The sequence below is a fragment of the Streptomyces sp. NPDC087906 genome (assembly GCF_055584925.1).
Genome location: NZ_JBVJLC010000018.1, coordinates 59,289 through 83,107 on the forward strand (window position 1 = coordinate 59,289; position 23,819 = coordinate 83,107).

The window sequence follows — 23,819 nt, forward strand, 5'->3', positions numbered from 1 at the left end:
TCGGAGCATGACCGCTCCGCTCCCCCGCATCTAGCCTGCGAAGACAGGCAACCCGAGCCCCCCAGACAGGCAACCGAAGCACCCCCAGGAGCCCCTCATGACCGCAATCCCGCAGGAGCGCCGTCTCGTCACCGCCGTCCCCGGTCCCAAGTCGCTGGAGTTGCAGGCCCGCCGTACGGCCACCGTGGCCGGCGGGGTGGGGTCCACGATGCCCGTCTTCGCCGCCCGCGCCGGTGGCGGGGTGCTGGAGGACGTGGACGGCAACCGGTTCATCGACTTCGGCTCCGGCATCGCCGTGACGACGGTGGGGGTCAGCGCCGAGGCCGTCGTCCGCCGGGCCACCGCCCAGCTCGCCGACTTCACCCACACCTGTTTCATGATCACCCCGTACGAGGGGTACGTCGCCGTCTGCGAGCAGCTCGCCGAGCTGACGCCCGGCGACCACGCCAAGAAGTCCGCCCTGTTCAACTCGGGCGCCGAGGCCGTCGAGAACGCGGTGAAGATCGCCCGCTCGTACACCAAGCGCCAGGCGGTCGTCGTGTTCGACCACGGCTACCACGGCCGTACCAACCTGACGATGGCGCTGACCGCGAAGAACATGCCGTACAAGAACGGCTTCGGTCCGTTCGCGCCCGAGATCTACCGGGTGCCCGTGGCGTACGGCTACCGCTGGCCGACCGGGCCCGAGAACTGCGGCCCCGAGGCGTCCGCGCAGGCCATCGACCAGATCAGCAAGCAGATCGGCGCGGAGAACGTCGCCGCGATCATCATCGAGCCGGTGCTCGGCGAGGGCGGCTTCATCGAGCCGGCGAAGGGCTTCCTGCCGGCGCTGGCGAAGTTCGCGAAGGACAACGGGATCGTGTTCGTCGCCGACGAGATCCAGTCGGGCTTCTGCCGCACCGGACAGTGGTTCGCCTGCGAGGACGAGGGCATCGTCCCCGACCTGATCACCACGGCGAAGGGCATCGCGGGCGGTCTGCCGCTCGCCGCCGTCACCGGGCGCGCCGAGATCATGGACGCGGCGCACTCCGGCGGCCTCGGCGGTACGTACGGCGGAAACCCGGTGGCCTGCGCCGCCGCGCTGGGCGCCATCGAGACGATGCGGGAGCTGGATCTCCCGGCGAAGGCCCGCCGGATCGAGGAGATCATGAAGGCCCGGCTCGCGACTCTGCGCGAGAAGTACGACATCGTCGGCGACGTGCGCGGGCGCGGCGCGATGATCGCGATCGAGCTGGTGAAGGACCGGGACTCCAAGGAGCCGGCGGCCGAGGCGACGGCGGCGCTCGCGAAGGCCTGCCAGCAGGCCGGACTGCTGGTGCTGACCTGTGGCACGTACGGCAATGTGCTGCGCTTCCTGCCGCCGCTGGTGACCGGCGAGGACCTGCTGAACGAGGGCCTGGACATCATCGAGCAGGCGTTCGCCGGGCTCTGAGCGGTCTCGGTGCGGTCTTCGAGCGGCTCTGGGCTGCTTCGAACGGCTCTGAGCTGTCTCTGAGCGGCTCTGGGCTGCTTCGAGCGGCTCTGGGCTGCCTCCGAGTCGGCCCGGCGCCACGCGGCGCCGGGGCAGTGGTGGAGTCCTGTGAAGAACGTGTGCGGGGCCGATGGCAAGATGCGTGTGACGCTGTCGGTGCCCGCACCCCTGCCGTACGGTTTCCGTAGATGAGAGAAACACCCCGCTCGCAGGGGACTGCGGGCAACCCCAGGGCGGAGCGTCCCCAGCGCCGCTTTGGTCGTGCCTTCGCGCACACCACTGGAGCTTCGGGCTTCAGGCATCCTCATGGATCGGACGGCCGACCGCCCCAAACCCCCCGGGGCGAGCGGCACGCCGAACCTTCCGGCCGTCTTGGAGCTACCCCCCCTGCTCCAGGGCGGCCGTCTCTCATGTCCCGACTCTTCGGGCCGCTGTTTCTGCCGGCCCTCCTCTGCTGCGTCGCGCTCTTCGCGCTCGTCACCTGGGCCGCCGCCGTCGGCGGTCCCGTCCGCGGGGCCGACGAGCGCATCGAACTCCACCTGGTGGGTCACGGCCCGCGCGCGCTCACCGAAGTCCTCGCCGATCTGGGGTCCATGACGGTCGCCCTGCCCGTCCTGGCCGCCGCCCTGCTCTACGCGCTGCTGCGGGGCCACCGGCGGCAGGCGCTGGCCGGTGCGGTGACGATGGTGCTCGTTCCCGCGCTGGTCGTGCCGCTCAAGTTCTGGATCGACCGGCCGGGGCCGCTCACCGAGGCGACCGGTTACTACCCGTCGGGCCATACGGCGACGGCGATGGTCGCGTACGGGACAGCGGCCGTCGTTCTCGCGCCCTTCGCGGGCGCGCGCAGGACGGCGCCCGTCGCCGTGCTGCTCACGGTGGCGACGGGCGCCGGACTGCTGCTGCGTGGCTACCACTGGCCGCTGGACGTGCTCGGCAGTGTCGCCCTGTGCGGGGTGCTGCTCCTGCTGCTGGTGCGGGTGGTGCGGATGATCAGCCGAAGTACGCGTCGAAGTTCTTCGAGAACTCCCGCTGGTTGAAGTTGTCCCAGTTGATCGACCAGGTCATCAGGCCGCGCAGCCCCGGCCAGGTGCCGTGCGTCTGGTACGTGCCGCAGTCGGTCTTCTTCGTCAGGCAGTTGAGCGCCTTGTTCACCTCGCCGGGCGCGGTGAAGCCGCCGCCCGCGTTGACCGATGCGGGCAGGCCGACCGCGATCTGGTCGGGGCGCAGGGCGGGGAACATCTTGCTCTTGTCACCCGCCACCGGGAAGCCGGTGAGCATCATGTCGGTCATCGCGATGTGGAAATCGGCTGCGCCCATGGTGTGGTACTGGTTGTCGAGGCCCATGATCGGGCCCGAGTTGTAGTCCTGGACGTGCAGCAGCGTCAGGCTGTCCCGCAGTGCGTAGATCACCGGGAGATAGGCGCCGGCGCGCGGGTCCTGGCCGCCGAAGGGGCCCGAGCCGTAGAACTGGTAGCCGAGCTGGACGAAGAACGTCTCCGGGGCCATGGTCAGCACGAACTTCTCGCCGTACTTGGCCTTGAGCGTCTTGAGCGCCGAGATCAGATTGACGACGACCGGCGTCGTGGGGCTGCGGAAGTCGGTGTCGCCGGTGTTGAGCGAGAGGGAGTGGCCCTCGAAGTCGATGTCGAGGCCGTCGAGACCGTACTCGTCAATGATCTTGGAGACGGACGAGACGAAGGTGTCGCGCGCGGCCGTCGTGGTGAGCTGCACCTGGCCGTTGGCGCCGCCGATGGAGATCAGGACCTTCTTGCCCGCCGCCTGCTTGGCCTTGATGGCGGCCTTGAAGTCCGCCGCCGACTCGACGTTGGGGCATTCGCTCGCCGGGCAGAGGCTGAAGCGGATGTCGCCGGACGTCACCGAGGTGGGTTCGCCGAAGGCGAGGTCGATCACGTCCCACGAGTCGGGTACGTCCGCCATCCGTATGTAGCCGGAGCCGTTGGCGAAGCTGGAGTGCAGGTAGCCGACGAGCGCGTGCGCCGGCAGGGCGCCGCCGGTCCCGCCGCTGCCGCCGGAGGCGGACGTGGTGGCCGTGACGGCGGACGAGAGGGCGGAGGCGCCGCTCGCGTTGGTGGCCGCGACCTGGAAGCCGTACGCGGTGGACGGGTTGAGCCCGCCGACGGTCGCCGACGTGGCGGCCGTGTCGAGGACCTTGGCACCGCCCCGGTAGACGCTGTAGCCGGTCGCGCCCTGGACGGCCGACCAGGAGAGGGACACGGAGGAGGCGGTGACGCCGGTCGACTTGAGGCCGGTGGGCACGGCCGGCGGCTGGACCGGGGCGCCGCCGGGTCCGACCAGGCTGAGGTCGTCCACGTAGTACGCGCCGGTGCCGTACCAGCCGTTGGTGTAGACGGTCACCGACGTGGTGCCGGGGCCCGTGGTGAAGCTGGTGGTGAGCTTCTGCCAGTCGGGGGCCGACTGGGTCCAGGTGGACACGTCGGTGGTGCCGGTCCCCGACGCCCCGAGGTAGACGTAGCTGCCCCGGACGTACGCGCTCAGGGTGTAGGCCGAGCCCGGCTTGACCGTGACGGTCTGCGAGCACTTGGCGTTGTCGCTGCCCGCGGGGGTCGCCTTGAGCGCGCCGCTGCCCGCGTGGACGGGCGTGCTGACGGCGGCGCCGCTGCCCGCCGTACAGCTCCAGCCGGTGATGCCGGACTCGAAGGTGCCGTTGCGCGCGATGTCGGTGTCGGCGGCCTGCGCCGTCTGCGCCGCCGCGGCGAGTCCGCCTGCGGCGAGGGCGGCGGTCGCGAGGACGGCCACCAGTCTTCGGAAGGGGGTACGGCGTCTCGTGCGTTCCACAACTGCCACAACTGCCTCCGGGCATGGGGGAAATGGGGGTGGCGGGGCGCGCACAACATGGTCCAGACCAATTGGTGTTGTCAAGACCTCTGGCAGGACAGGACGCTTGGCGGGACGTCCCGCCCGCCTTCGCACCCGCCTTCGCACCCGCCTTCGCACCCGGCTTCCCGGCAGGCCGCGCTCACTCCCCCGCCCCCTCCTCCCCCGCCCCCGCGAGCCCCGCCGCCGCCTCGTGCATCGCCATTTCCAGCAGCGCCGGATCGGTCAGCGTCCCCGAGCCGTCCGGCGGGATCAGCCAGCGCACCCCGCCGCCCGTGCGCCCCGGGTACGGCACGACGATCCAGGTGCCGGTCCCCGCCCCCCGTACGCCCGTGCCGAGCCAGCGGGCCGCCGTGCCCGGTGGTACGAGGAAGCCCATGCGCGCCTCGCCGAAGTCCGCGAGAACCGGGCCGGGCCGGTCCACGAGCCTGGTCAGCACATCGAGCGTCGGATAGCCGAGTTCCCCCGGCAGGATCAGTACGTCCCAGCGTTTGCCGGCGGGCAGGAGCGCCACCCCGTGCGGGTTGCGCTCCCATTCCCACCGGCACGCTTCGGGATCCGGTGCCACAGCGGCGAGCCACTCCACCGCGTTTTTTGCCCCCGAGCCAGTCATCCGGCCGGCCTCCCGTCCCTGTTGTTGGACTTTCCGTCCATAGGGAGAGAGCGCGGTGGCGCCGGGGCATGACGCGGGTTGGGGCGACGAATTGAAAATAGGTCAGCCGGGGGAAGGCGGCGCGGACGGCGCGGACGTCAACTGTCGAAGCCCAGCCCGAGCCTGTCCATCGTCCGCAGCCACAGATTGCGCCGGCCGCCGCGCTCGTCGGCGCGCGCCAGTGACCACTTGGTCAGCCCGATGCCGGCCCAGGCGGCGGGCTCGGGCGGGAACGGCAGCGGCTTGCTGCGGACCATCTCCAGCGCCGTGCGCTCGGTGCGCTCCCCCGACAGCAGGTCGAGCATGACGTCGGCGCCGAACCGGGTCGCGCCGACCCCCAGCCCGGTGTAGCCCGCCGCGTAGCTGACCCGGCCGTCGTACGCGGTCCCGAAGAACGCGGCGAAGCGGGTGCAGGTGTCGATGGCCCCGCCCCAGGCGTGGCTGAACCGCACGCCTGCCAACTGCGGGAAGCAGCGGAAGAAGTGCGAGGCGAGCTTGAGATACGTCTCCGGCCGGTGGTCGTGCTCGGCGCTGAGCCGGCCGCCGTACGGGTAGACGGCGTCGTAGCCGCCCCACAGGATCCGCCGGTCGGGGGTGATCCGGAAGTAGTGGAACTGGTTGGCGCTGTCGCCGAGGCCCTGCCGGTTGCGCCAGCCGATCGAGGCGAGCTGCTCGGGCGTGAGCTGCTCCGTCATCAGCGCGTAGTCGTAGACCGGCACGGTGTACGGGCGGACGCGCTTGACCAGCGAGGGGAAGACGTTCGTGCCGAGCGCGACCTGCCTGGCCAGCACCCGCCCGTACGGGGTGCGCACCGCCATGCCGGGCCCCGAGCGGGCCAGTTCGAGGCCGCGGGTGTTCTCGTAGATCCGGACCCCGAGATCGAGGCAGGCCCGCTTGAGGCCCCAGGCGAGCCGCGCCGGGTGCAGCATGGCGACGCCGTCCCGGTCCAGCAGTCCGCCGACGAACGTCGGGGAGTTGACCTCGGCCCGTACGGCGTCCTGGTCGAGCAGTTCGAGTCCGGTGAAGCCCAGCCGTTCGGCCTCGTCGCGCAGCTCGGCGAGTTCGTCGAGCTGGTACGGCTCGGTGGCGACGTCGATCTCGCCGGAGCGCTCGAAGTCGCAGTCGATGGAGTAGCGGGCGACGGCCGCCTCGATGGCGTCGAGGTTGCGGGCGCCCAGCTCCTCCAGGGTGTGCAGTTCACCGGGCCAGCGGGCCAGCCCGTTGGCGAAGCCGTGGGTCAGCGAGGCGGCGCAGAAGCCGCCGTTGCGGCCCGAGGCGGCCCAGCCCACCTCGCGGCCCTCGATCAGCACGACATCGCGCCCGGGATCGCGCTCCTTGGCGATGAGCGCGCTCCACAGCCCGCTGTAGCCGCCGCCGACGACGAGCAGGTCGCAGCGCTCGTCGCCGGTGAGGGCGGGCACGGCGGCCGGCCGGTCCGGGTCGTCCAGCCAGTACGAGAGCGGCTGGACGTCGGCCAGGGCGGCCGCGTGCGCGGACGTGTCCGTACGCGCGGTCCTGCCCGCGCCGGTACGCGCGGTCGTTCGCATGGCACCTGGGGCCATGTCTTCCAACTCCTTCAGGGGTGTGATCGTGGCAGGGACCGCCCGCAGGGGCCCCTCAGGCGGTCGCGGCGGTCTTCTTCCTGCGGTTGCTGACGAGCTGGCCGCCGACGACCAGCGCTACGGCAATGATGAACATCGCCGTGCCGATGACGTTGATCTGCACCGGCGTGCCGCGCTGCGCCGATCCCCAGACGAACATCGGGAACGTGACGGTCGAGCCCGCGTTGAAGTTCGTGATGATGAAGTCGTCGAAGGAGAGCGCGAAAGCGAGCAGCGCGCCGGCGACGATGCCGGGCGCCGCGATCGGCAGGGTGACCCGGACGAAGGTCTGCACGGGCCCCGCGTAGAGGTCGCGCGCCGCCTCTTCGAGCCGGGGGTCCATGGACAGCACGCGCGCCTTGACGGCCGTCACGACGAAGCTGAGGCAGAACATGATGTGGGCGATGAGGATGGTGACGTAGCCGAGCTGCGCGCCGAGGTTGAGGAAGAGCGTGAGCAGCGAGGCGGCCATGACGACCTCGGGCATCGCCATCGGCAGGAAGATCAGCGAGTTGACCGGGCCGCGGCCGTGGAACCGGTAGCGGACGAGCGCGAACGCGATCATCGTGCCGAGCACGGTGGCGGCGAGGGTCGCCCAGACGGCGATCTGGAGGGAGAGCCCGAGGGAGTCGCAGAGCCCAGCGGCGCCGCAGGGGGACTTCCAGGCGTCCAGGGAGAAGTGCTGCCAGGCGTAGTTGAACCGCCCGGCGGGCTTGTTGAACGAGAAGACCATCACGACGACGTTCGGCACGATCATGTAGGCGAGCGTCAGCACGCCTGCGATGACGACCAGATTGCGCCTGATCCAGCGGGTCGCTGCCATCAGAGAAGCTCCTCCGTCCCCGCGCGGCGGATGTAGAAGGTGACCATCCCCAGGACCGCGGCCATGAGGATGAACGACAGGGCGGCTGCCGCCGGATAGTCGAGGACCCGTAGGAACTGCGACTGGATGACGCTGCCGATCATCTTGGTGTCGGCGGAGCCGAGCAGTTCGGCGTTGACGTAGTCGCCGCTCGACGGGATGAAGGTGAGCAGGGTGCCGGAGACGACGCCCGGCAGGGAGAGCGGGAAGGTGACCTTGCGGAAGACGGTGAAGGGCCTGGCGTACAGGTCGCCGGCCGCTTCGTGGAGCCGGCCGTCGATGCGCTCCAGCGAGGTGTACAGCGGCAGGATCATGAACGGCAGGAAGTTGTAGGTGAGTCCGCAGACCACCGCCATGGGCGTGGCGAGGACCCGGTCGCCGGTGGTCCAGCCGAGCCAGCTCGTGACGTCGATGATGTGCAGGTTGTTCAGTACGGAGACGACGGGTCCGCCGTCGGCGAGGATCGTCTTCCAGGCCAGGGTGCGGATCAGGAAGCTGGTGAAGAACGGCGCGATGACGAGGACGAGCAGCACGTTGCGCCAGCGGCCCGCCCGGAAGGCGATGAGATAGGCGAGCGGGTAGCCGATCAGCAGGCACAGCACGGTCGCCGTCGCGGCGTACAGCAGGGAGCGCAGGAACTGCGGGTAGTACTGCTGGAGCACGTCCCAGTACGTCTGGAAGTGCCAGGTGACCTGGAAGCCCTTCTCCAGCGAACCGGTCTGCACCGACGTGGACGCCTGGTAGACCAGCGGCGCGACGAAGAAGATCAGCAGCCAGAGGATGCCGGGGAGCAGCAGCCAGTACGGGACGAGCCGCTTGCGCCGGGAGGCCTTGCGTACGGGGGGCTCGGCGTCGGAGAGCGGGGGCGTGGGCGCGGCGGGGGGCGCCGCCGTGGCCGTCATGCCGCCTCCTCGTCGACGGTCTTGACGCCCGCGTCGGCAACTGTCCCGGCAAGCACGGACTGATCGGCGTCGAGTCCGAAGGTGTGCTCGGGGTTCCAGTGCAGGACGACCTCGGCGCCGGGTACGAGCCGGGCGTCGCGCTCGATGTTCTGCGCGTACACCTCGAACTCGGGGCAGACGGGGCTGTCGATCACGTACTGCGTGGAGACGCCGATGAAGCTGGAGTCGACGATCCGGCCGGTGATCCGGTTGCGGCCTTCGGGTACGGCGCCGGCGTCGTCGGCGTGGGCCAGGGTGATCTTCTCGGGGCGTACCCCGACGAGCATCTTGTCGCCCGCGGCGCCCGCCGCCGAGCTGCGTCCCGCGGGGAGCAGCAGTGTGACGCCGCCCGCGGTGACGACGAGGTCCGTGCCGTTCTTCGCCGTCACCTCGGCCTCGATGAGGTTGGAGGTGCCGAGGAAGTTGGCGACGAAGGTGGTCCTGGGGTTCTCGTAGAGGTCGGCGGGGGTGCCGAGCTGTTCGACGCGGCCCGCGTTCATCACGGCGACCGTGTCGGCCATCGTCATGGCCTCCTCCTGGTCGTGTGTGACATGGACGAAGGTGATGCCGACCTCGGTCTGGATGCGCTTGAGTTCGAGCTGCATCTGCCGGCGCAGCTTCAGGTCGAGGGCGCCGAGCGGTTCGTCGAGCAGCAGCACCTGCGGGCGGTTGATCAGCGCGCGGGCGACGGCGACGCGCTGCTGCTGGCCGCCGGAGAGCTGGTGCGGCTTGCGCTTGGCGAAGTCGCCGAGCTGGACGAGGTCGAGCATGTCGGCGACCTGTTGCTTGACGGACTTGATGCCGCGCCTGCGCAGTCCGAAGGCGACGTTCTCGTAGATGTCGAGGTGCGGGAAGAGCGCGTAGCTCTGGAAGACGGTGTTGACGGGCCTGCGGTAGGACGGCAGGTCGGTGACGTCCTTGTCGCCGAGGAAGACGGCGCCCGTGGTGGGCTCCTCAAGACCGGCGATCATGCGCAGGGTGGTGGTCTTGCCGCAGCCGGAGGCGCCGAGGAGGGCGAAGAAGGAGCCTTCGGGCACGGTCAGGTCGAGGGGGCGGACGGCGTGGAAGGAGCCATAGGTCTTGCTGATCCCGGCGAGGCGGACGTCACCGCCGCCGCGGCTGGTGGATGCGTTGTCTGTCATGGATAACGGTCCCGGGGCTAGAGAGATGGACGGGCGCTCGTACGGCAGTGGCCGGGTCAGGCTCCGATGAGGTTGGAGAACTTCTGCTCCAGCGACGTCTCTTCCTTGTTGCTCAGCGAGCGGAAGGCGTGCGACGTGGTCTGCATCTTCGCGTCCGGGATGATCAGCGGGTTGGCGGCCATCGCCTTGTCGATCTTCGCCAGTTCGGGGCCCACGCCTTCGCAGGGGCAGACGTAGTTGATGTAGGCGGCGAGCTGGGCGGCCACCGCCGGCTCGTAGTAGTAGTCCATGAGCTTCTCGGCGTTGGTCTTGTGACGTGCTTTGACCGGGACCATCATGTTGTCGCTGGAGATCATGTAACCGGAGTCGGGTATCGCGTATTTGATGGCCGGGTTGTCGGCCTGGAGCTGGACGATGTCCCCGGCCCAGGCGACGCAGGCGGCGATGTCGCCCTTGTCGAGGTCGGCGGTGTAGTCGTTGCCGGTGAAGCGGCGGACCTGCTGGCTGTCGACGCCCTTCTGCAGCCGGGCTATCGCCGCGTCGTACTGGTCGGCGGTGAACTTCGCCGGGTCGACGCCCATGTCGAGCATGGTCATGCCCATGGTGTCCCGCATCTCGGTGAGGAAGGAGACCCTCCCCTTGAGCTTCGGGTCTTCCAGGAGCTGGGAGACGGAGTCGACGGTGCGGCCCTCGGTCGCCTTGGTGTTGTAGGCGATCACCGTGGGGATGCCGGCCCACGGGTACGAGTGGGCCCGCCCGGGGTCCCAGTCGGGGGTCCTGAACTGCTGGGTGAGGTTGGCGTACGCGTGGCCCAGGTTCGACGCGTCCAGGGTCTGCGCCCAGCCGAGCCCGATGATGCGGCCGACGAGCCAGTCGGTGAGGACGATGATGTCGCGGCCGATGTCCTGGCCCGCGGCGAGCTGCGGCTGGATCTTGCCGAAGAACTCGTTGTTGTCGTTGATGTCCGTGTTGTACGTGACCTTGATCCCGGTGCGCCTGGTGAACGCCTCAAGGGTCGGGTAGTGCTTGTTGTCGTCCGTGACGTCCATGTACTCGGTCCAGTTGGAGAAGGTGATCTTCTTCTCCTTGGCCGAGAAGTCGGTCGACGCGGGACCGCCGTCCTCCTTCTTGGCCGCCGGGATCCCGCAGCCGCTCAGCGCGGCGAGAGCGCCGATGCCGAGCGCGCCTGCCCCGCCGGCTCGCAGCACCGAGCGGCGGGTGAGGGCACCCCTGCCGGTCGTCAGGTGGCGCTGGATGGCCTTCATCTGTACAGCGGACAGCGGGTCGGACTCGTACTGCTCCATGCGCTGTGCCCTTTCGGGTGAGAGTTAAGGACGGTCCCCGAAGATCGTGCGGTGCCAGTCCTTCCTGGGTACCGCTGTGTTGTCGTACATCACATGTTTGACCTGTGTGTACTCCTCGAACGAGTACGCGGACATGTCTTTTCCGTAACCGCTGGCCTTGTATCCGCCGTGCGGCAGGTCGCTGATGATCGGGATGTGGTCGTTCACCCAGACACAGCCGGCCTTGATCTCCCTGGTCGCGCGGCCCGTGCGGTACACGTCGCGGCTCCAGACGGAGGCGGCGAGACCGTACGGGGTGTCGTTGGCGAGCCGGATGCCCTCGTCGTCGGAGTCGAAGGGCAGCACGACCAGCACGGGTCCGAAGATCTCGGCCTGGACGATCTCGCTGTCCTGGGCGGCCCCTGCGATCAGTGTGGGGAGGTAGTAGGCGCCGTCCGTCAGCTCGCCCTGCGGGGCCGCCCCGCCGGTGACGACCTGCGCGTGGCCGCGGGCCCGCTCGACGAAGCCGGCGACCCGGTCCCGGTGGGTGTGCGAGATCAGCGGGCCGAGGTCGGTCGACGGGTCGAAGGGGTCGCCGACGCGGACCGTCTCCATCAGTTCGGCGACACCGGCCACGAACGCGTCGTACAGCGGGCGCTGCACGTAGGCGCGGGTGGCGGCGGTGCAGTCCTGGCCCGAGTTGATCAGCGAGCCGGCGACGGCGCCGTTGACCGCTGCCGCCAGGTCCGCGTCGTCGAAGACGAGGAAGGGCGCCTTGCCGCCGAGTTCCAGATGGAGGCGCTTGACGGTACGGGTGGCGATCTCGGCGACGCGCCTGCCGACGGCGGTCGAGCCGGTGAAGGAGGTCATCACGACATCGGGGTGGCCGACCAGGTGCTCGCCGGCGTCGCGGCCCGCGCCGCTGACGATGTTGACGACTCCGTCGGGCAGCCCGGCCCTGCGGGCGGCCTCGGCGAACATCAGCGAGGTGAACGGGGTGATCTCGGCGGGCTTGAGCACGATGGTGTTGCCCGCGGCGACGGCAGGCAGGATCTTCCAGGCGGCCATCTGGAGCGGATAGTTCCAGGGCGCGATCGAGCCCACGACGCCGATGGCCTCGCGGCGTACGTACGAGGTGTGGTCGGCGCTGTACTCACCGGCGGACACGCCTTCGAGATGGCGCGCGGCGCCCGCGAAGAAGGCGGTGTTGTCGACGGTGCCCGGCACGTCGAACTCGGTGGAGAGCTTGATCGGCTTGCCGCACTGGAGCGACTCCGCGTACGCGAAGTCGTCGGCCTCTTCGGCGAGTACGGCGGCGAAGCGGTGCAGCGCGTCCGAGCGTTCGCCCGGGGTGGCGCCCGACCAGCCCGGGAAGGCGGCGGCGGCAGCGGCGACGGCGGCGTCCACGTCGGCGGTGGACGCCAGCGCGTAGGAGAGGATGCGCTCGCCGGTGGCCGGGTTCACCACGTCCTGGGTACGCCCCGACGTGCCGGGTCGCGGGTGGCCGCCGATGAACTGCGCGCCGGCGGCGAAGCGATCCTGCACCTGGAAGGGGTCGACCATTGCGCTCTCCGTTGTTCCGGCTCCGGTTGAGTGCCGATCCTGGCAGAGCGTCGTGGCCTCAACAAGGGATTCCGTTGTTGCCTTTTGGTTACGCGACGGAATCGGTCGACCATGTGTCGCGCGGAGCCGCCGATCGGCGTACGGAGTGTCAGTGGTGACTGCCAGAATCGCGTGTCATGGGGAGCACGTATCTGTATTTCTGGGGGCACACACCGCGCGCGGACGGCACCCTCGACCGGTCCTGCCTGAGTCAGTGGTGGCCGTCGCCGTTCACGGTCGACGGGGAGCGGTACGCGACGGCGGAGCACTGGATGATGGCGGCCAAGGCCCGGCTGTTCCAGGACGCGGAAGCCGAGCGCCGGGCGATCGAGGCGGCGCACCCGGCGCTGGCGAAGAAGGCGGGCCGGCTGGTGCGCGGGTTCGACGAGAGCGTCTGGGAGCGCGAGCGGTACGGGATCGTGCTGGCCGGCAGCGTCCACAAGTTCGGCCAGGACCCGGCGCTGCGCGCGTTCCTGCTGGCGACGGGCGACCGGATACTCGTCGAGGCCAGCCCGATGGACCGGATCTGGGGCATCGGACTGGCCGCGGACGACGAGCGGGCGGCGGATCCGGAGCGCTGGCGCGGGCTGAATCTGCTGGGGTTCGCGCTGACGGAGGCGCGGGACCGGCTCAGGAGCGGGAGCGACGGCGAGAGCGGGAGCGACGGCGGGAGCGGATCAGGACCCGGGCCGGGGCAGCGCTAACGCGGGACGACGAGTGACGTGTCGTACGTCGGATAGCGGTCCGTCGAGTCCCGTTCGTTCTCCTCCTGGCCGCCCGCCCAGATGACGAAGATGAGGAAGACCGTGGCGAACACCACACCGACGGCGCCGAGGATGATGCCGGCGAGCGCCATACCGCCGTTGCTCGCCACGCCCCTGCGGGCCCGGATGCGGCCGATGATGCCGAGGGTGAGCGCGAGCCCGCCGATGAGGATGTCGACGCCGACGAGGCAGAAACCCACCACGGAGATGATGCCGAGCACCAGCGCCGCCGTGCCCATACCGTCCCTGTTGCCCTGCGGCGGACCGAGCTGGGCGTAGGCCGGGTAGCCGGGATAGCCGTAGCCGGGAGCGCCCGGGTACGGCGGCGCGGGGGTCGGGGCCGGGCCGCTGGGGTAGACCGGGTAGCCGTAGTGCCGGGGCGGGCCGCCGGGGCCGGAGGGGGCCTGCGGCGGAGGCGGCACGGCCGCCGCTTCGGGGCCGCTGCCGGGCATCCCGGCGACGGTCGGCTGGTCGTGCACGGATCCGCCGGACATGCCGGATCCGCCGGACCCGCCCGGGGGCGCCTGCTGGGGGCCGGGGTGCGGCTGCCGGCGCTCCTTGTCCAGCGACGTCTTCTTCTCGGGCGGAGCCCACGGGTCTATCGGCTCGAAGCCGCCCTGCGGCCGCTCGCTCTGGTCTGACAACGGTCCTCCCCCATCGTGATTCCGCCATGCTACGGCCTGCGTTCAGGCCCGGAAGGGCCCGGCCTACGATGATCCGTCGGCGTACCGACCGGCACCCGACCCGGCACGACGGAGGACTCCCGATGACCGATCCGCACCCCTTTATCGCTGGGCTGCCCAAGGCCGAACTCCATGTGCACCACGTCGGTTCGGCGTCGCCGCGCATCGTGTCCGAGCTGGCGGGCCGGCACCCCGACTCCAAGGTGCCGACCGACCCCGAGGCGCTGGCCGACTACTTCACCTTCACCGACTTCGCCCACTTCATCGAGGTCTACCTCTCCGTCGTCGACCTGATCCGCACCCCCGAGGACGTCCGGCTGCTGACCTACGAGGTCGCCAGGGACATGGCCCGGCAGAACGTCCGCTACGCGGAGCTGACCGTCACCCCGTTCAGCTCCACCAGGCGCGGCATCCCCGGCGAGGCCTTCATGGAGGCGATCGAGGACGCGCGCGTCGCGGCCGAGGCCGAGTTGGGTGTCGTGCTGCGCTGGTGCTTCGACATCCCCGGCGAGGCGGGCCTTGAGGCCGCCGAGGAGACGGCCAGGCTCGCGGTGGACCTGGGCCCCGAGGGTCTGGTCGCCTTCGGGCTCGGCGGACCGGAGATCGGCGTGCCGCGGCCGCAGTTCAAGCCGTACTTCGACCGGGCCATCGCGGCGGGTCTGCACTCCGTGCCGCACGCCGGGGAGACGACGGGCCCCGACACCGTCTGGGACGCGCTCACCTCGCTGCGCGCCGAGCGGATCGGCCACGGCACCAGCGCCGTACAGGACCCGAAGCTGCTGGCGCATCTCGCCGAGCACCGCATCGCGCTGGAGGTCTGCCCCACGTCCAACATCGCCACCCGCGCGGTCGCGGACATCAACGAGCACCCGGTGATCGAGATGGTCGCCGCCGGGGTGCTGGTGACGATCGGCAGCGACGATCCGCCGATGTTCGGCACGGATCTCAACCAGGAGTACGGGGTCGCCGCCCGGCTGCTCGGCCTGGACGAGCCGGGCATCGCCGCCCTCGCCAAGAACGGCGTGCAGGCGTCCTTCCTCGACGCCGCGGGCAAGAAGCGGCTCGCCGACGAGATCGACGCGTACACCGCCGCATGGCTCGCCCGGTGACCGGATGGCCCGTCACACGGCGAACGACCGACACAATGGCCTCATGCGAACCGTCGTTGCAGTAGGCCACCGGGGCGACCCCTACCGGGTACGCGAGAACACCCTCCCCTCCGTACGCTCCGCGCTCGCGCGCGGGGCGGCGGCGGTCGAGGTCGATGTGCGGCTCACCAAGGACGGCCTGCCCGTCCTGCTGCACGACGCGTCGTTGGAGCGGCTGTGGGGCCACGACCGGCTCCTCGCCGACGTGACCGCCGCCGAGCTGACGGCGCTGACCGGCGGCGGGGTGCCGACGCTGCGCGAGGCGCTGCTGGCCGCGGCCTCGTCCAGGCTCATGATCGATCTGCCGGGCGCGACCGAGGAAGCGGTCCGCACGGTCATCGGTGTCGTGCGGGAGAGCGGCGCGGCCGACCGGGTGTTCTACACGGCGGGACCCACCACGATGCTGGCCGTACGGAACACCGACGCGTCCGCCGAGATCGCGATGACGTGGAAGTCCGTGGCGCCGCCCGTACCCGCCCTGCTCGACGCCGTACGGCCGCGCTGGCTGAACTACCGGTTCGGGCTGATCGGCGCGGAGCTGGTCGCGCGCAACCACCGGGACGGGCTGCTGGTCTCCGCCTGGACGGTCGACACGGCGCGCTCGATGCGCAAGCTGGTCGAGTACGGCGTCGACTCGATCACCACGAACCGGGTCGACATCCTGTCCGGCCTGCTGAAGGGGAAGTGACGGGGAGGACCCCGACACCGCCGCCGGCCAGGGCTCAGAGGCCGACGATCGCGTCCCAGCGCTTCGCGTAGTCCTCCCGCTCGTCGGACGTGATGTCCCGGGCTATCGCCAGCCGTGCGCGCATCGCGTCGTCGGGGAAGATCAGCGGGTCGTCGGCGAGCGCCGCGCTGTCCTTGTCCTTCGACGAGGCCAGCACGTCCCTGGCGGCCGGCACCGGGCAGACGTAGTTGACCCAGGAGGCGAGTTCGGCGGCGACCTCGGGTTCGTAGTAGTAGTCGATCAGCGCTTCGGCGTTGCTCTTGTGCCGGGCGAGGTTGGGGATCATGAGGCTCTCCGCCCACAGTTCCGCGCCCTCCTCCGGCACCACGAACTCGATGTCGGCGCTGTCCGCCTGGAGCTGGATGACGTCGCCCGAGTACGCCTGGCAGGCCACCACGTCGCCGGTCGCGAGGTCCTTGATGTAGTCGTTGCCGGTGAAGCGGCGGATCTGGCCGCGCCGTTTCTGCCGCTCGACCTGCTCGCACATCGTGTCGAAGTCGTCGGCCGTCCAGCGGGTGACGTCCGCGCCGTTGCCCTGCATGAGCAGGGCGAACGCCTCGTCGAGTCCGGACAGCAGGGTGATCCTGCCGTGCAGGTCGTCCGCCCACAGGTCGTTGGTCGAGCGGATCTCGCGGCCCAGCTTCTTGCGGTTGTACGCGATGCCGGTGATCCCGGACTGCCAGGGGACGCTGTGCAGCCGGCCCTTGTCGAAGGCGGGGCTACGCAGTTGCGGGTCGAGTTCGGCGGCGACATGCGGCTGCTTCGACCGGTCCATCTCCTGCACCCAGCCGAGCCTGACGAACCTGGCGGCCATCCAGTCGCTGATGACGACGAGGTCCCTGCCGGTCTCCTGGTGGTTGATCAGGGAGGGGCTGATCTTGCCGAAGAACTCGTCGTTGTCGTTGATCTCCTCGGTGTACCGGACGCCGATGCCGGTGCGCCGGGTGAACGCGTCGAGGGTGGGGCGGCGGCCCGGGTTGTCGTCGTCGACGTCGATGTAGAGGGGCCAGTTGGCGAAGGTGAGCGTCCGGTCGGCGGCCGACCGGTCGGGCGCGCCGCGGTCGCCGGGCCGCACGTAGGCGGCGGGCACCCCGCAGCCGGTGAGCGCGGCCAGCGCGCCGAGCACGCCCGCCGTACCGAGACCGCGCAGCAGTGTGCGCCGGGAGACCGGTCGGGAAAGGTCCGCAGTAGCCATGGCCCATACCCTCGGCCTTCGCGGAAGGGGCAGGCAATGGACACAGTGTCTACTGCCCGCCCCCTCCGCGGGACTTCGGCGTCCGGAGGCGCGTTACGCGTCGAGCGACGTCATCACGTGCTTGATGCGCGTGTAGTCGTCGAAGCCGTAGCCGGACAGGTCCTTGCCGTAGCCGGAGTGCTTGAAGCCGCCGTGCGGCATCTCGGCGACCAGCGGGATGTGGGTGTTGATCCACACGCAGCCGAAGTCCAGGGACTTGGACATCCGCATCGCGCGTCCGTGGTCCTTGGTCCACACCGACGAGGCGAGGGCGTACTCGACGCCGTTCGCGTACTCCAGCGCCTGCGCCTCGTCCGTGAAGGACTGGACGGTGATGACGGGGCCGAAGACCTCCTGCTGGATGATCTCGTCGTCCTGCTTGAGTCCCGAGACGACGGTCGCCGCGTAGAAGTAGCCCTTGTCACCGACGCGGTGGCCGCCCGCCTCGACCTTGGCGTGGGCCGGCAGCCGGTCGATGAAGCCGGACACGTGCGCGAGCTGGTTGGCGTTGTTGAGCGGCCCGTACGCCACGTCCTCGTCGTCGGCGGCGCCGGTCTTGGTGTCCTCCGCCGCCTTCGCGAGCGCCGTCACGAACTCGTCGTGGATCGACTCGTGGACGAGGACCCGGCAGGCCGCCGTGCAGTCCTGGCCCGCGTTGAAGTACCCGGCCTCGGCGATGGCTTCGACGGCGCCAGCGATGTCGACGTCCTCGAAGACCACGACCGGGGCCTTGCCGCCCAGCTCCAGATGGACCCGCTTGACGTCCTTGGCCGCCGACTCGGCGACCTGCATGCCGGCCCGTACGGAGCCGGTGATGGACGCCATCGCCGGGGTCGGGTGCTCGACCATGGCGCGTCCGCTGTCGCGGTCGCCGCAGATGACGTTGAAGACGCCCTTGGGCACGATCGCGCCGATGATCTCGGCCATCAGCACGGTCGAGGCGGGGGTGGTGTCCGACGGCTTCAGTACGACCGTGTTGCCCGCGGCGAGCGCCGGGGCGAACTTCCACACGCCCATCATCATCGGGTAGTTCCACGGGGCGACCTGCGCGCAGACGCCGACCGGCTCGCGCCGGACGATGGAGGTCAGTCCCTCCATGTACTCGCCGGCCGAGCGGCCCTCCAGCATCCGGGCGGCGCCGGCGAAGAAGCGGATCTGGTCCACCATCGGCGGGATCTCTTCGCTGCGGGTGAGCCCCAGCGGCTTGCCGGTGTTCTCGGACTCGGCGGCGATCAGGTCCTCGGCGCGCTCCTCGAAGGCGTCGGCGATCTTGAGCAGGACCTTCTGCCGCTCGGCGGGTGTGGTGTCGCGCCAGGCGGGGAACGCGGCGGCCGCCGCCTCCATCGCGGCGTCGACGTCGGCGGGTCCTGAGAGCGGGGACGTGGCGTAGACCTCGCCGGTGGCGGGGTTGACCACCTCGATCGTCCGCCCGTCGGCGGCGTCCTTGAACTCCCCGTTGATGTAGTTACGCAGACGGCGCAGCTCGGTGGTCACTGCCACCCCTCCTGTTCGGATGCCGGATCCCTGATTGCTCAGTGGGTGAGACACCCACCCTAAACGCTCGGTCGACGCTTTCGACAGGCCCGACCCTCCTCAACTTCGGATTCGGTTATATTTGACCCCTACAACAACGAATTTCATCGCTTCAGGGTTGCGGGACGGCCGAGTCGCAGTGCACAGTGAACCGCGTGGTTAGCCGTAGCGCAGACTCCAGGACCGGGAACGGGTCGTCGCCAGCGATCGACGCCGTCTCCCTCGCCATCATCGAACAGCTTCAGGAGGACGGACGCCGGCCGTACGCCGCGATCGGCAAGGCCGTCGGCCTCTCCGAGGCGGCCGTGCGCCAGCGCGTGCAGAAGCTGCTCGACCAGGGCGTGATGCAGATCGTCGCCGTCACCGACCCGCTCACCGTGGGCTTCCGGCGGCAGGCGATGGTCGGCGTCAACGTCGAGGGCGACATGGAGGCGATCGCCGACGAGCTGGCCGCCATGGACGAGTGCGAGTACGTGGTGATGACCGCGGGCTCGTTCGACCTGATGGTGGAGGTCGTCTGCGAGGACGACGACCACCTGCTCGATGTGATCAACAAAAGGATCCGCGCGCTCCCCGGCGTGCGCTCCACCGAGAGCTTCGTCTACCTCAAGTTGAAGAAGCAGACCTATATGTGGGGAACCCGATAGCCGTGAGCAAGGACCTCTCCAAAACCGCGTACGACCACCTGTGGATGCACTTCACCCGCATGTCGGACTACGAGAACGCACCCGTGCCCACCATCGTGCGTGGTGAGGGCACCTACATCTACGACGACAAGGGCAAGCGCTACCTCGACGGCCTGTCAGGGCTGTTCGTGGTGAACGCCGGACACGGCAGGCACGAACTCGCCGAGACCGCCTACAAGCAGGGCCAGGAGCTGGGCTTCTTCCCGATCTGGTCGTACGCGCACCCGAAGGCGGTCGAGCTGGCCGAGCGGCTCGCCGACTACGCGCCCGGCGACCTCAACAAGGTCTTCTTCACCACCGGCGGCGGCGAGGCGGTCGAGACCGCCTGGAAGCTCGCCAAGCAGTACTTCAAGCTGACCGGCAAGCCCACCAAGTACAAGGTCATCTCGCGCGCGGTCGCCTACCACGGCACCCCGCAGGGAGCCCTGTCCATCACCGGACTGCCGTCGCTGAAGGCCCCCTTCGAACCGCTGGTGCCCGGCGCGCACAAGGTGCCCAACACCAACATCTACCGGGCGCCGATCCACGGCGACGACCCGGAGGCGTTCGGCCGCTGGGCCGCCGACCAGATCGAGCAGGAGATCCTCTTCGAGGGTCCGGAGACGGTCGCCGCCGTCTTCCTGGAGCCGGTGCAGAACTCCGGCGGCTGCTTCCCGCCGCCGCCCGGCTACTTCCAGCGGGTGCGCGAGATCTGCGACCAGTACGACGTGCTGCTCGTCTCGGACGAGGTCATCTGCGCGTTCGGCCGGCTCGGCACGATGTTCGCGTGCGACAAGTTCGGCTACGTGCCGGACATGATCACCTGCGCCAAGGGCATGACCTCGGGCTACTCCCCGATAGGGGCCTGTGTCATCTCCGACCGGCTCGCCGAGCCGTTCTACCAGGGCGACAACACCTTCCTGCACGGCTACACCTTCGGCGGCCACCCGGTCTCCGCCGCTGTCGCCGTCGCCAACCTCGACCTGTTCGAGCGCGAGAGCCTCAACCAGCACGTCCTCGACAACGAGGGCGCGTTCTTCGACACCCTGAAGAAGCTGCACGACCTGCCGATCGTCGGTGACGTGCGCGGCAACGGCTTCTTCTACGGGATCGAGCTGGTCAAGGACAAGGCCACGAAGGAGACGTTCACCGACGAGGAGACGGAGCGCGTGCTGTACGGCTTCCTCTCCAAGGAGCTGTTCGCCCGCGGCCTGTACTGCCGGGCCGACGACCGGGGCGACCCGGTGGTCCAGCTCGCCCCCGCGCTCATCTCGGACCAGGGGACCTTCGACGAGATCGAGGGCATCCTGCGGTCCGTGCTGACGGAGGCGTACACCAAGCTGTAGGCGTACGCCGTGACGAACAACAGGCGTACGCCCTGATCAAACGCTGAGCCTGTTGACGGCCCGGGTGCCCCCCTTTCGGGTGAGAAGGGCGGCATCCGGGCCGTGTGCTGTCCGCACACCAGCCCGAGTCTGCTTAGCGTGCCCAGTGACCGATCGGCCCCGCCGCCGTCCCCCGGACGGGCGGTAAATCTGATCCGAACGAGGTGTACGCCATGGTGGCCCCGCCGGACAACGACGTGCTCTGGGCGCGTTCCCTGCACTACTCCCACAGCGGCTCGCCAGCGCTCGACGGTGTCTCACTCGGCGTACGCGAAGGGGAGATCCTCGCCGTCAACGGCCCGCGCGGCAGCGGCAAGACGACCCTGCTGCGCTGCCTGTCGGGCCAGTTGGTCCCGCAGGAGGGCGAGGTCTGGTTCGACAGCACCGCCGTGCACACCATGACCCCGCAGCTCCGCGAGCGGCTGCGCAGCGACCGGTTCAGTTGGATCGGCGCCGACCCCTCGCTCGTCCCCGAGCTGAGCGCCTGGGAGAACGCGGCGCTGCCGCTGCTGCTGCGCGGCTCCTCGCACCGCGCGGCCAAGGGCGCCGCGATGGAGTGGCTGGAGCGGCTCGACATCGGCGCGCTCGCCCGCAAGCGCCCGCACACCCTGCTCCAGTCCGAGCGCCAGCGGGTCGCCGTGGCCCGTGCCCTGGTCGCCTCGCCCTCGGTGCTGTTCGCCGACGAGCCGACGGCGCCGCTGCACCGCACGGACCGCGCGCAGGTGCTCCGTACGCTGACGACGGCGGCCCGCTCGCACGACATCACCGTCGTCATCGCCACGCTCGACCCGGAGGCGGCGACGCTCGCCGACCGTACGGTGACGCTGGTCGACGGGCGCCGCACCGACGAAGCGCACCGGACCTCCGAGGCGGAAGGCCGGGCGGCGTGCTCGCTCTCCGTCTAGCCCGGGGCGCGCGGCCCCTGGTCCAGTTGCGCCGGCTGCTGGTCGTCGCCGCTTCGGCGGGTGTCGGCTTCCTGCTGCTGTGCACCCTCGGCTGGGCGCTCGGCCATCCGGCCGGCTCGATGCTGCGGCTGCTGTGGTGTCTGGTCCCGGTGGCCGCGACCGTGCAGTTCGCCGTCGCCGTGGCCCGTACGGACCCCGGGACCAGGCCGCGCTCCGGGCTCTCCGCCGTCGGGCTCGGCCCCGCCCGGCTGACGGCGCTGGCCGCCGCTTCGACCGCCGTGTCCTGCACGCTCGGCAGCGCGCTGGCGCTGCTGGTCTTCCTGCATCTGCGCGGCGATCCGACGGGGCTGCCGTTCGACGGCGCAGCCGCCGGCCTGCTCGCGGCCGACCGTCCCGTACCGGTCGCGGCAGCCGCTCTGCTGCTGGCCCTCCTGCCCGTCACCGCCTCGGTCGCCGCCGCCCTCACGCTGCGGCCCCGGGCCCGCCGGGCGGCGGACGACGCGACCAGGGAAGCGCCGGCGCCGACCGGACTGCCGTGGGGCATCGCGCTGACCGCCGCCGGGCTCGCCGTCGAGACGTACGCGAGCAGGGGCGGTGGCGGCGCACCGCTGCCGCTGCCCGGCCACTTCGACGGCAGTCCGGCCGGTGTGCTGGCCGGCTGGGCGCTCACGGCGGTGGGACTCGCGCTGGCCGGGCCCGGCATCGTCCATCTCTGCGGCTGGCTGCTCCAGGCCCTGCGCCCCGGCGCCGTACGGCTGCTGGCGGGCCGCGCCCTGATGACGGAGGCGCGCAGGATCGGCCGCCCGCTCGGAGTGCTGTGCGCGGTGGTCTCCGGGGTGTTCGCCGCGGCCTCGCTGTACGGCCCCGGCGACGAGCGCCCGTTCGGCCCGCTCACCGGGCTCGGCGCGAGTCTCGTCATCGGCTGCGCGGCCGCGACGCTGCTGACGGCGGCGCTGGAGTCCCGGCAGTCCCGCGCCGACAGCACCCGGGCGCTGCGCGGACAGGGCGCTCCGGCCGCGGTGCTGCGTACGGCCGCGACGACGCGCGCCTTCGCGCTGCTGGTCGTCTTCGTACCGCTGACCTGGGCCGTCTCCACCCTCGCCGCGCTGCCGCTGAGCCGCTGAGCGGCGCCGTGTACGGCCGTGTCGACGGCTTGGGGGACGGCCCCAGGGTTAGGCCGGGGGCATAGGCCCTAGGCTGGCGCCGTGCTGAATCCGGAGAGCAGTGACAGTGGCCAGGACCTGGAGATCGAGTCCTTGGCGGAATTCGATCGCAGGATCGGTGGCGGCAAGCTCGGCGGATACCGTCTGCAGGCCGTCGACCTGACGGGCCGTACGGCCGCCCTGCTGGCCGCCGACACCGCGGGCGCGGTGTTCCTCGGCTGCCCGATGGAGGCGGCGGCGCTGGCCAAGGTGCGCGCGGACGGCGCCCTGGTGTTCCCGCCGGTGCCCGGCCTGCCGTTCGATCCGTACCGCGGTCTGCTGTACACGCCCGAGCAGCTTTTCGACGGTCTCGACGACGCCGGTTACGACGCGACGCCGGACGCCCGCGGCTACGCGTGGTTCCAGCGGACCAGGTCGGACGGCGACATCTTCGCCTCGATGCTGCGCTCCGTGCACGACGACGCGATCTCCGACGCCCTCGACGAACACCTGGTCGGCGCGCAGGTGGTGGGCGTCATGGGCGGCCACGCCATGGCGCGCGGCACCGACGAGTACGCGGGGGCGGCCCGGCTCGGCCGGTCGCTGACCCGTACCGGACTGACCGTCGCCACCGGCGGCGGCCCCGGCGCCATGGAGGCGGCCAACCTCGGCGCCTACGCCGCCTGCTACCGGGACGGCATGCTGGACGAGGCGCTCGAACTCCTCAGCAAGACACCGTCGTTCAGACCGTCCGTCTCCGACTGGGCCCAGGCCGCCTTCGACGTGCGCAGGCGCTGGCCCAAGGGCGACGACTCCGTCGGGATACCCACCTGGTTCTACGGCCACGAGCCGCCGAACGCCTTCGCGGGCCACATCGCGAAGTACTTCGCCAACGCCACCCGCGAGGACGGCCTGCTGGCCCGTTCGAACGCGGGCGTGATCTTCCTGCCGGGCGCCGCCGGCACGGTCCAGGAGATATTCGACAACGCGACCCCCAACTACTACGAGTCGCGCGGCGAGCCGACCCCGATGATCCTGGTCGACCGCGACCACTGGACCCGGCACCTGCCGGCCTGGCCGCTGCTCCAGGCGCTGGCCAGGGAGCGCGCCATGGAGTCGCGGATCGTGCTGGTGGACACGGTGGACGAGGCGGCGGCCGCGCTGGCGAGGCTGACGGACGCGTACTGACGCGGGCGTCATGACCCGCGAGGTAATCGACGCGT

Annotated in this window: 21 protein-coding genes; 10 read left to right on the forward strand and 11 right to left on the reverse strand. The window is 70.5% G+C overall.

Translation table 11 applies throughout. The annotated features are described in order from the left end of the window. The first annotated feature begins 97 nt into the window (after positions 1-97). Complete coding sequence (gene gabT / locus ACZ63I_RS33530) at positions 98-1,432, forward strand: 4-aminobutyrate--2-oxoglutarate transaminase (RefSeq protein WP_469343205.1); 1,335 nt, start codon at positions 98-100, stop codon at positions 1,430-1,432. 449 nt (positions 1,433-1,881) lie between these two features. Beyond that, positions 1,882-2,508 carry a phosphatase PAP2 family protein gene (locus ACZ63I_RS33535; RefSeq protein WP_469343206.1) on the forward strand — a complete coding sequence of 209 codons (627 nt, stop codon included), beginning with the start codon at positions 1,882-1,884 and terminating at the stop codon, positions 2,506-2,508. Here ACZ63I_RS33535 and ACZ63I_RS33540 read toward each other — a convergent pair. The 8 genes from ACZ63I_RS33540 to ACZ63I_RS33575 all read right to left on the reverse strand — a co-directional run bounded on the left by ACZ63I_RS33540 (position 2,462) and on the right by ACZ63I_RS33575 (position 12,371). After that, on the reverse strand, positions 2,462-4,288 hold the full coding sequence (locus ACZ63I_RS33540; protein ID WP_469343276.1) for a chitinase: 1,827 nt from the start codon (positions 4,286-4,288) through the stop codon (positions 2,462-2,464). The genes ACZ63I_RS33535 and ACZ63I_RS33540 overlap by 47 nt on opposite strands. A 181-nt stretch (positions 4,289-4,469) precedes the next feature. Next, positions 4,470-4,940: a bifunctional DNA primase/polymerase gene (locus ACZ63I_RS33545; RefSeq protein ID WP_469343208.1), complete on the reverse strand. Its 471-nt coding sequence runs from the start codon at positions 4,938-4,940 to the stop codon at positions 4,470-4,472. Between the two features lie 137 nt (positions 4,941-5,077). Beyond that, positions 5,078-6,541, reverse strand: a complete 1,464-nt coding sequence (locus ACZ63I_RS33550; RefSeq protein ID WP_469343210.1) for an NAD(P)/FAD-dependent oxidoreductase — start codon at positions 6,539-6,541, stop codon at positions 5,078-5,080. A 55-nt stretch (positions 6,542-6,596) separates the two neighbouring features. Continuing rightward, entirely contained in the window at positions 6,597-7,403 is an 807-nt protein-coding gene (locus ACZ63I_RS33555) for an ABC transporter permease (RefSeq protein WP_469343211.1), read from the reverse strand. Then, a complete protein-coding gene (locus ACZ63I_RS33560) occupies positions 7,403-8,344 on the reverse strand; it encodes an ABC transporter permease (RefSeq protein ID WP_469343212.1) in 942 nt (313 codons plus the stop codon). The genes ACZ63I_RS33555 and ACZ63I_RS33560 overlap by 1 nt, the downstream gene beginning before the upstream one ends. After that, a complete protein-coding gene (locus tag ACZ63I_RS33565; protein WP_469343213.1) occupies positions 8,341-9,525 on the reverse strand; it encodes an ABC transporter ATP-binding protein in 1,185 nt (394 codons plus the stop codon). The genes ACZ63I_RS33560 and ACZ63I_RS33565 overlap by 4 nt, the downstream gene beginning before the upstream one ends. Positions 9,526-9,581: 56 nt before the next feature. Further along, positions 9,582-10,829: a polyamine ABC transporter substrate-binding protein gene (locus tag ACZ63I_RS33570; protein ID WP_469343215.1), complete on the reverse strand. Its 1,248-nt coding sequence runs from the start codon at positions 10,827-10,829 to the stop codon at positions 9,582-9,584. Between the two features lie 24 nt (positions 10,830-10,853). Beyond that, positions 10,854-12,371 carry a gamma-aminobutyraldehyde dehydrogenase gene (locus tag ACZ63I_RS33575; protein WP_469343216.1) on the reverse strand — a complete coding sequence of 506 codons (1,518 nt, stop codon included), beginning with the start codon at positions 12,369-12,371 and terminating at the stop codon, positions 10,854-10,856. Between the two features lie 176 nt (positions 12,372-12,547). On the opposite strand from ACZ63I_RS33575, the gene ACZ63I_RS33580 reads away from it, so the two are divergent. Then, complete coding sequence (locus tag ACZ63I_RS33580) at positions 12,548-13,114, forward strand: NADAR family protein (RefSeq protein WP_469343217.1); 567 nt, start codon at positions 12,548-12,550, stop codon at positions 13,112-13,114. On the opposite strand, the gene ACZ63I_RS33585 is transcribed toward ACZ63I_RS33580, so the two are convergent. Next, positions 13,111-13,818 (reverse strand): DUF4190 domain-containing protein, encoded by a 708-nt coding sequence (locus tag ACZ63I_RS33585; protein WP_469343219.1) that lies wholly within the window; start codon positions 13,816-13,818, stop codon positions 13,111-13,113. The two genes, ACZ63I_RS33580 and ACZ63I_RS33585, sit on opposite strands and share 4 nt — an antisense overlap. Before the next feature lie 122 nt (positions 13,819-13,940). Between ACZ63I_RS33585 and ACZ63I_RS33590 the strand changes: the two genes are divergently transcribed. Continuing rightward, positions 13,941-14,966 carry an adenosine deaminase gene (locus ACZ63I_RS33590; protein WP_469343220.1) on the forward strand — a complete coding sequence of 342 codons (1,026 nt, stop codon included), beginning with the start codon at positions 13,941-13,943 and terminating at the stop codon, positions 14,964-14,966. Between the two features lie 43 nt (positions 14,967-15,009). Beyond that, positions 15,010-15,693 (forward strand): glycerophosphodiester phosphodiesterase, encoded by a 684-nt coding sequence (locus ACZ63I_RS33595; RefSeq protein ID WP_469343222.1) that lies wholly within the window; start codon positions 15,010-15,012, stop codon positions 15,691-15,693. A 34-nt stretch (positions 15,694-15,727) separates the two neighbouring features. Here the strand turns inward: ACZ63I_RS33595 and ACZ63I_RS33600 are convergent, their stop codons facing one another. Together ACZ63I_RS33600 and ACZ63I_RS33605 are read right to left on the reverse strand one after the other, a co-directional pair. Next, positions 15,728-16,927 carry a polyamine ABC transporter substrate-binding protein gene (locus tag ACZ63I_RS33600; RefSeq protein WP_469343224.1) on the reverse strand — a complete coding sequence of 400 codons (1,200 nt, stop codon included), beginning with the start codon at positions 16,925-16,927 and terminating at the stop codon, positions 15,728-15,730. 93 nt (positions 16,928-17,020) lie between these two features. Beyond that, the gene (locus ACZ63I_RS33605) at positions 17,021-18,460 is read right to left on the reverse strand and encodes a gamma-aminobutyraldehyde dehydrogenase (RefSeq protein WP_469343226.1); all 1,440 of its coding nucleotides are present in this window, start codon (positions 18,458-18,460) and stop codon (positions 17,021-17,023) included. Positions 18,461-18,654: 194 nt separating this feature from the next. Here ACZ63I_RS33605 and ACZ63I_RS33610 point away from each other — a divergent pair, with 194 nt between their 5' ends. The 5 genes from ACZ63I_RS33610 (at position 18,655) to ACZ63I_RS33630 (ending at position 23,784) form a co-directional block, all read left to right on the forward strand. Then, entirely contained in the window at positions 18,655-19,146 is a 492-nt protein-coding gene (locus ACZ63I_RS33610) for an Lrp/AsnC family transcriptional regulator (RefSeq protein WP_469343227.1), read from the forward strand. Continuing rightward, positions 19,131-20,510: an aspartate aminotransferase family protein gene (locus ACZ63I_RS33615; RefSeq protein ID WP_469343228.1), complete on the forward strand. Its 1,380-nt coding sequence runs from the start codon at positions 19,131-19,133 to the stop codon at positions 20,508-20,510. The genes ACZ63I_RS33610 and ACZ63I_RS33615 overlap by 16 nt, the downstream gene beginning before the upstream one ends. 212 nt (positions 20,511-20,722) lie before the next feature. Beyond that, positions 20,723-21,454, forward strand: a complete 732-nt coding sequence (locus ACZ63I_RS33620) for an ABC transporter ATP-binding protein (protein ID WP_469343230.1) — start codon at positions 20,723-20,725, stop codon at positions 21,452-21,454. Then, complete coding sequence (locus ACZ63I_RS33625) at positions 21,436-22,578, forward strand: hypothetical protein (protein WP_469343231.1); 1,143 nt, start codon at positions 21,436-21,438, stop codon at positions 22,576-22,578. The genes ACZ63I_RS33620 and ACZ63I_RS33625 overlap by 19 nt, the downstream gene beginning before the upstream one ends. A gap of 81 nt (positions 22,579-22,659) precedes the next feature. Further along, positions 22,660-23,784, forward strand: a complete 1,125-nt coding sequence (locus ACZ63I_RS33630) for an LOG family protein (RefSeq protein WP_469343233.1) — start codon at positions 22,660-22,662, stop codon at positions 23,782-23,784. Positions 23,785-23,819 lie beyond the last annotated feature (35 nt).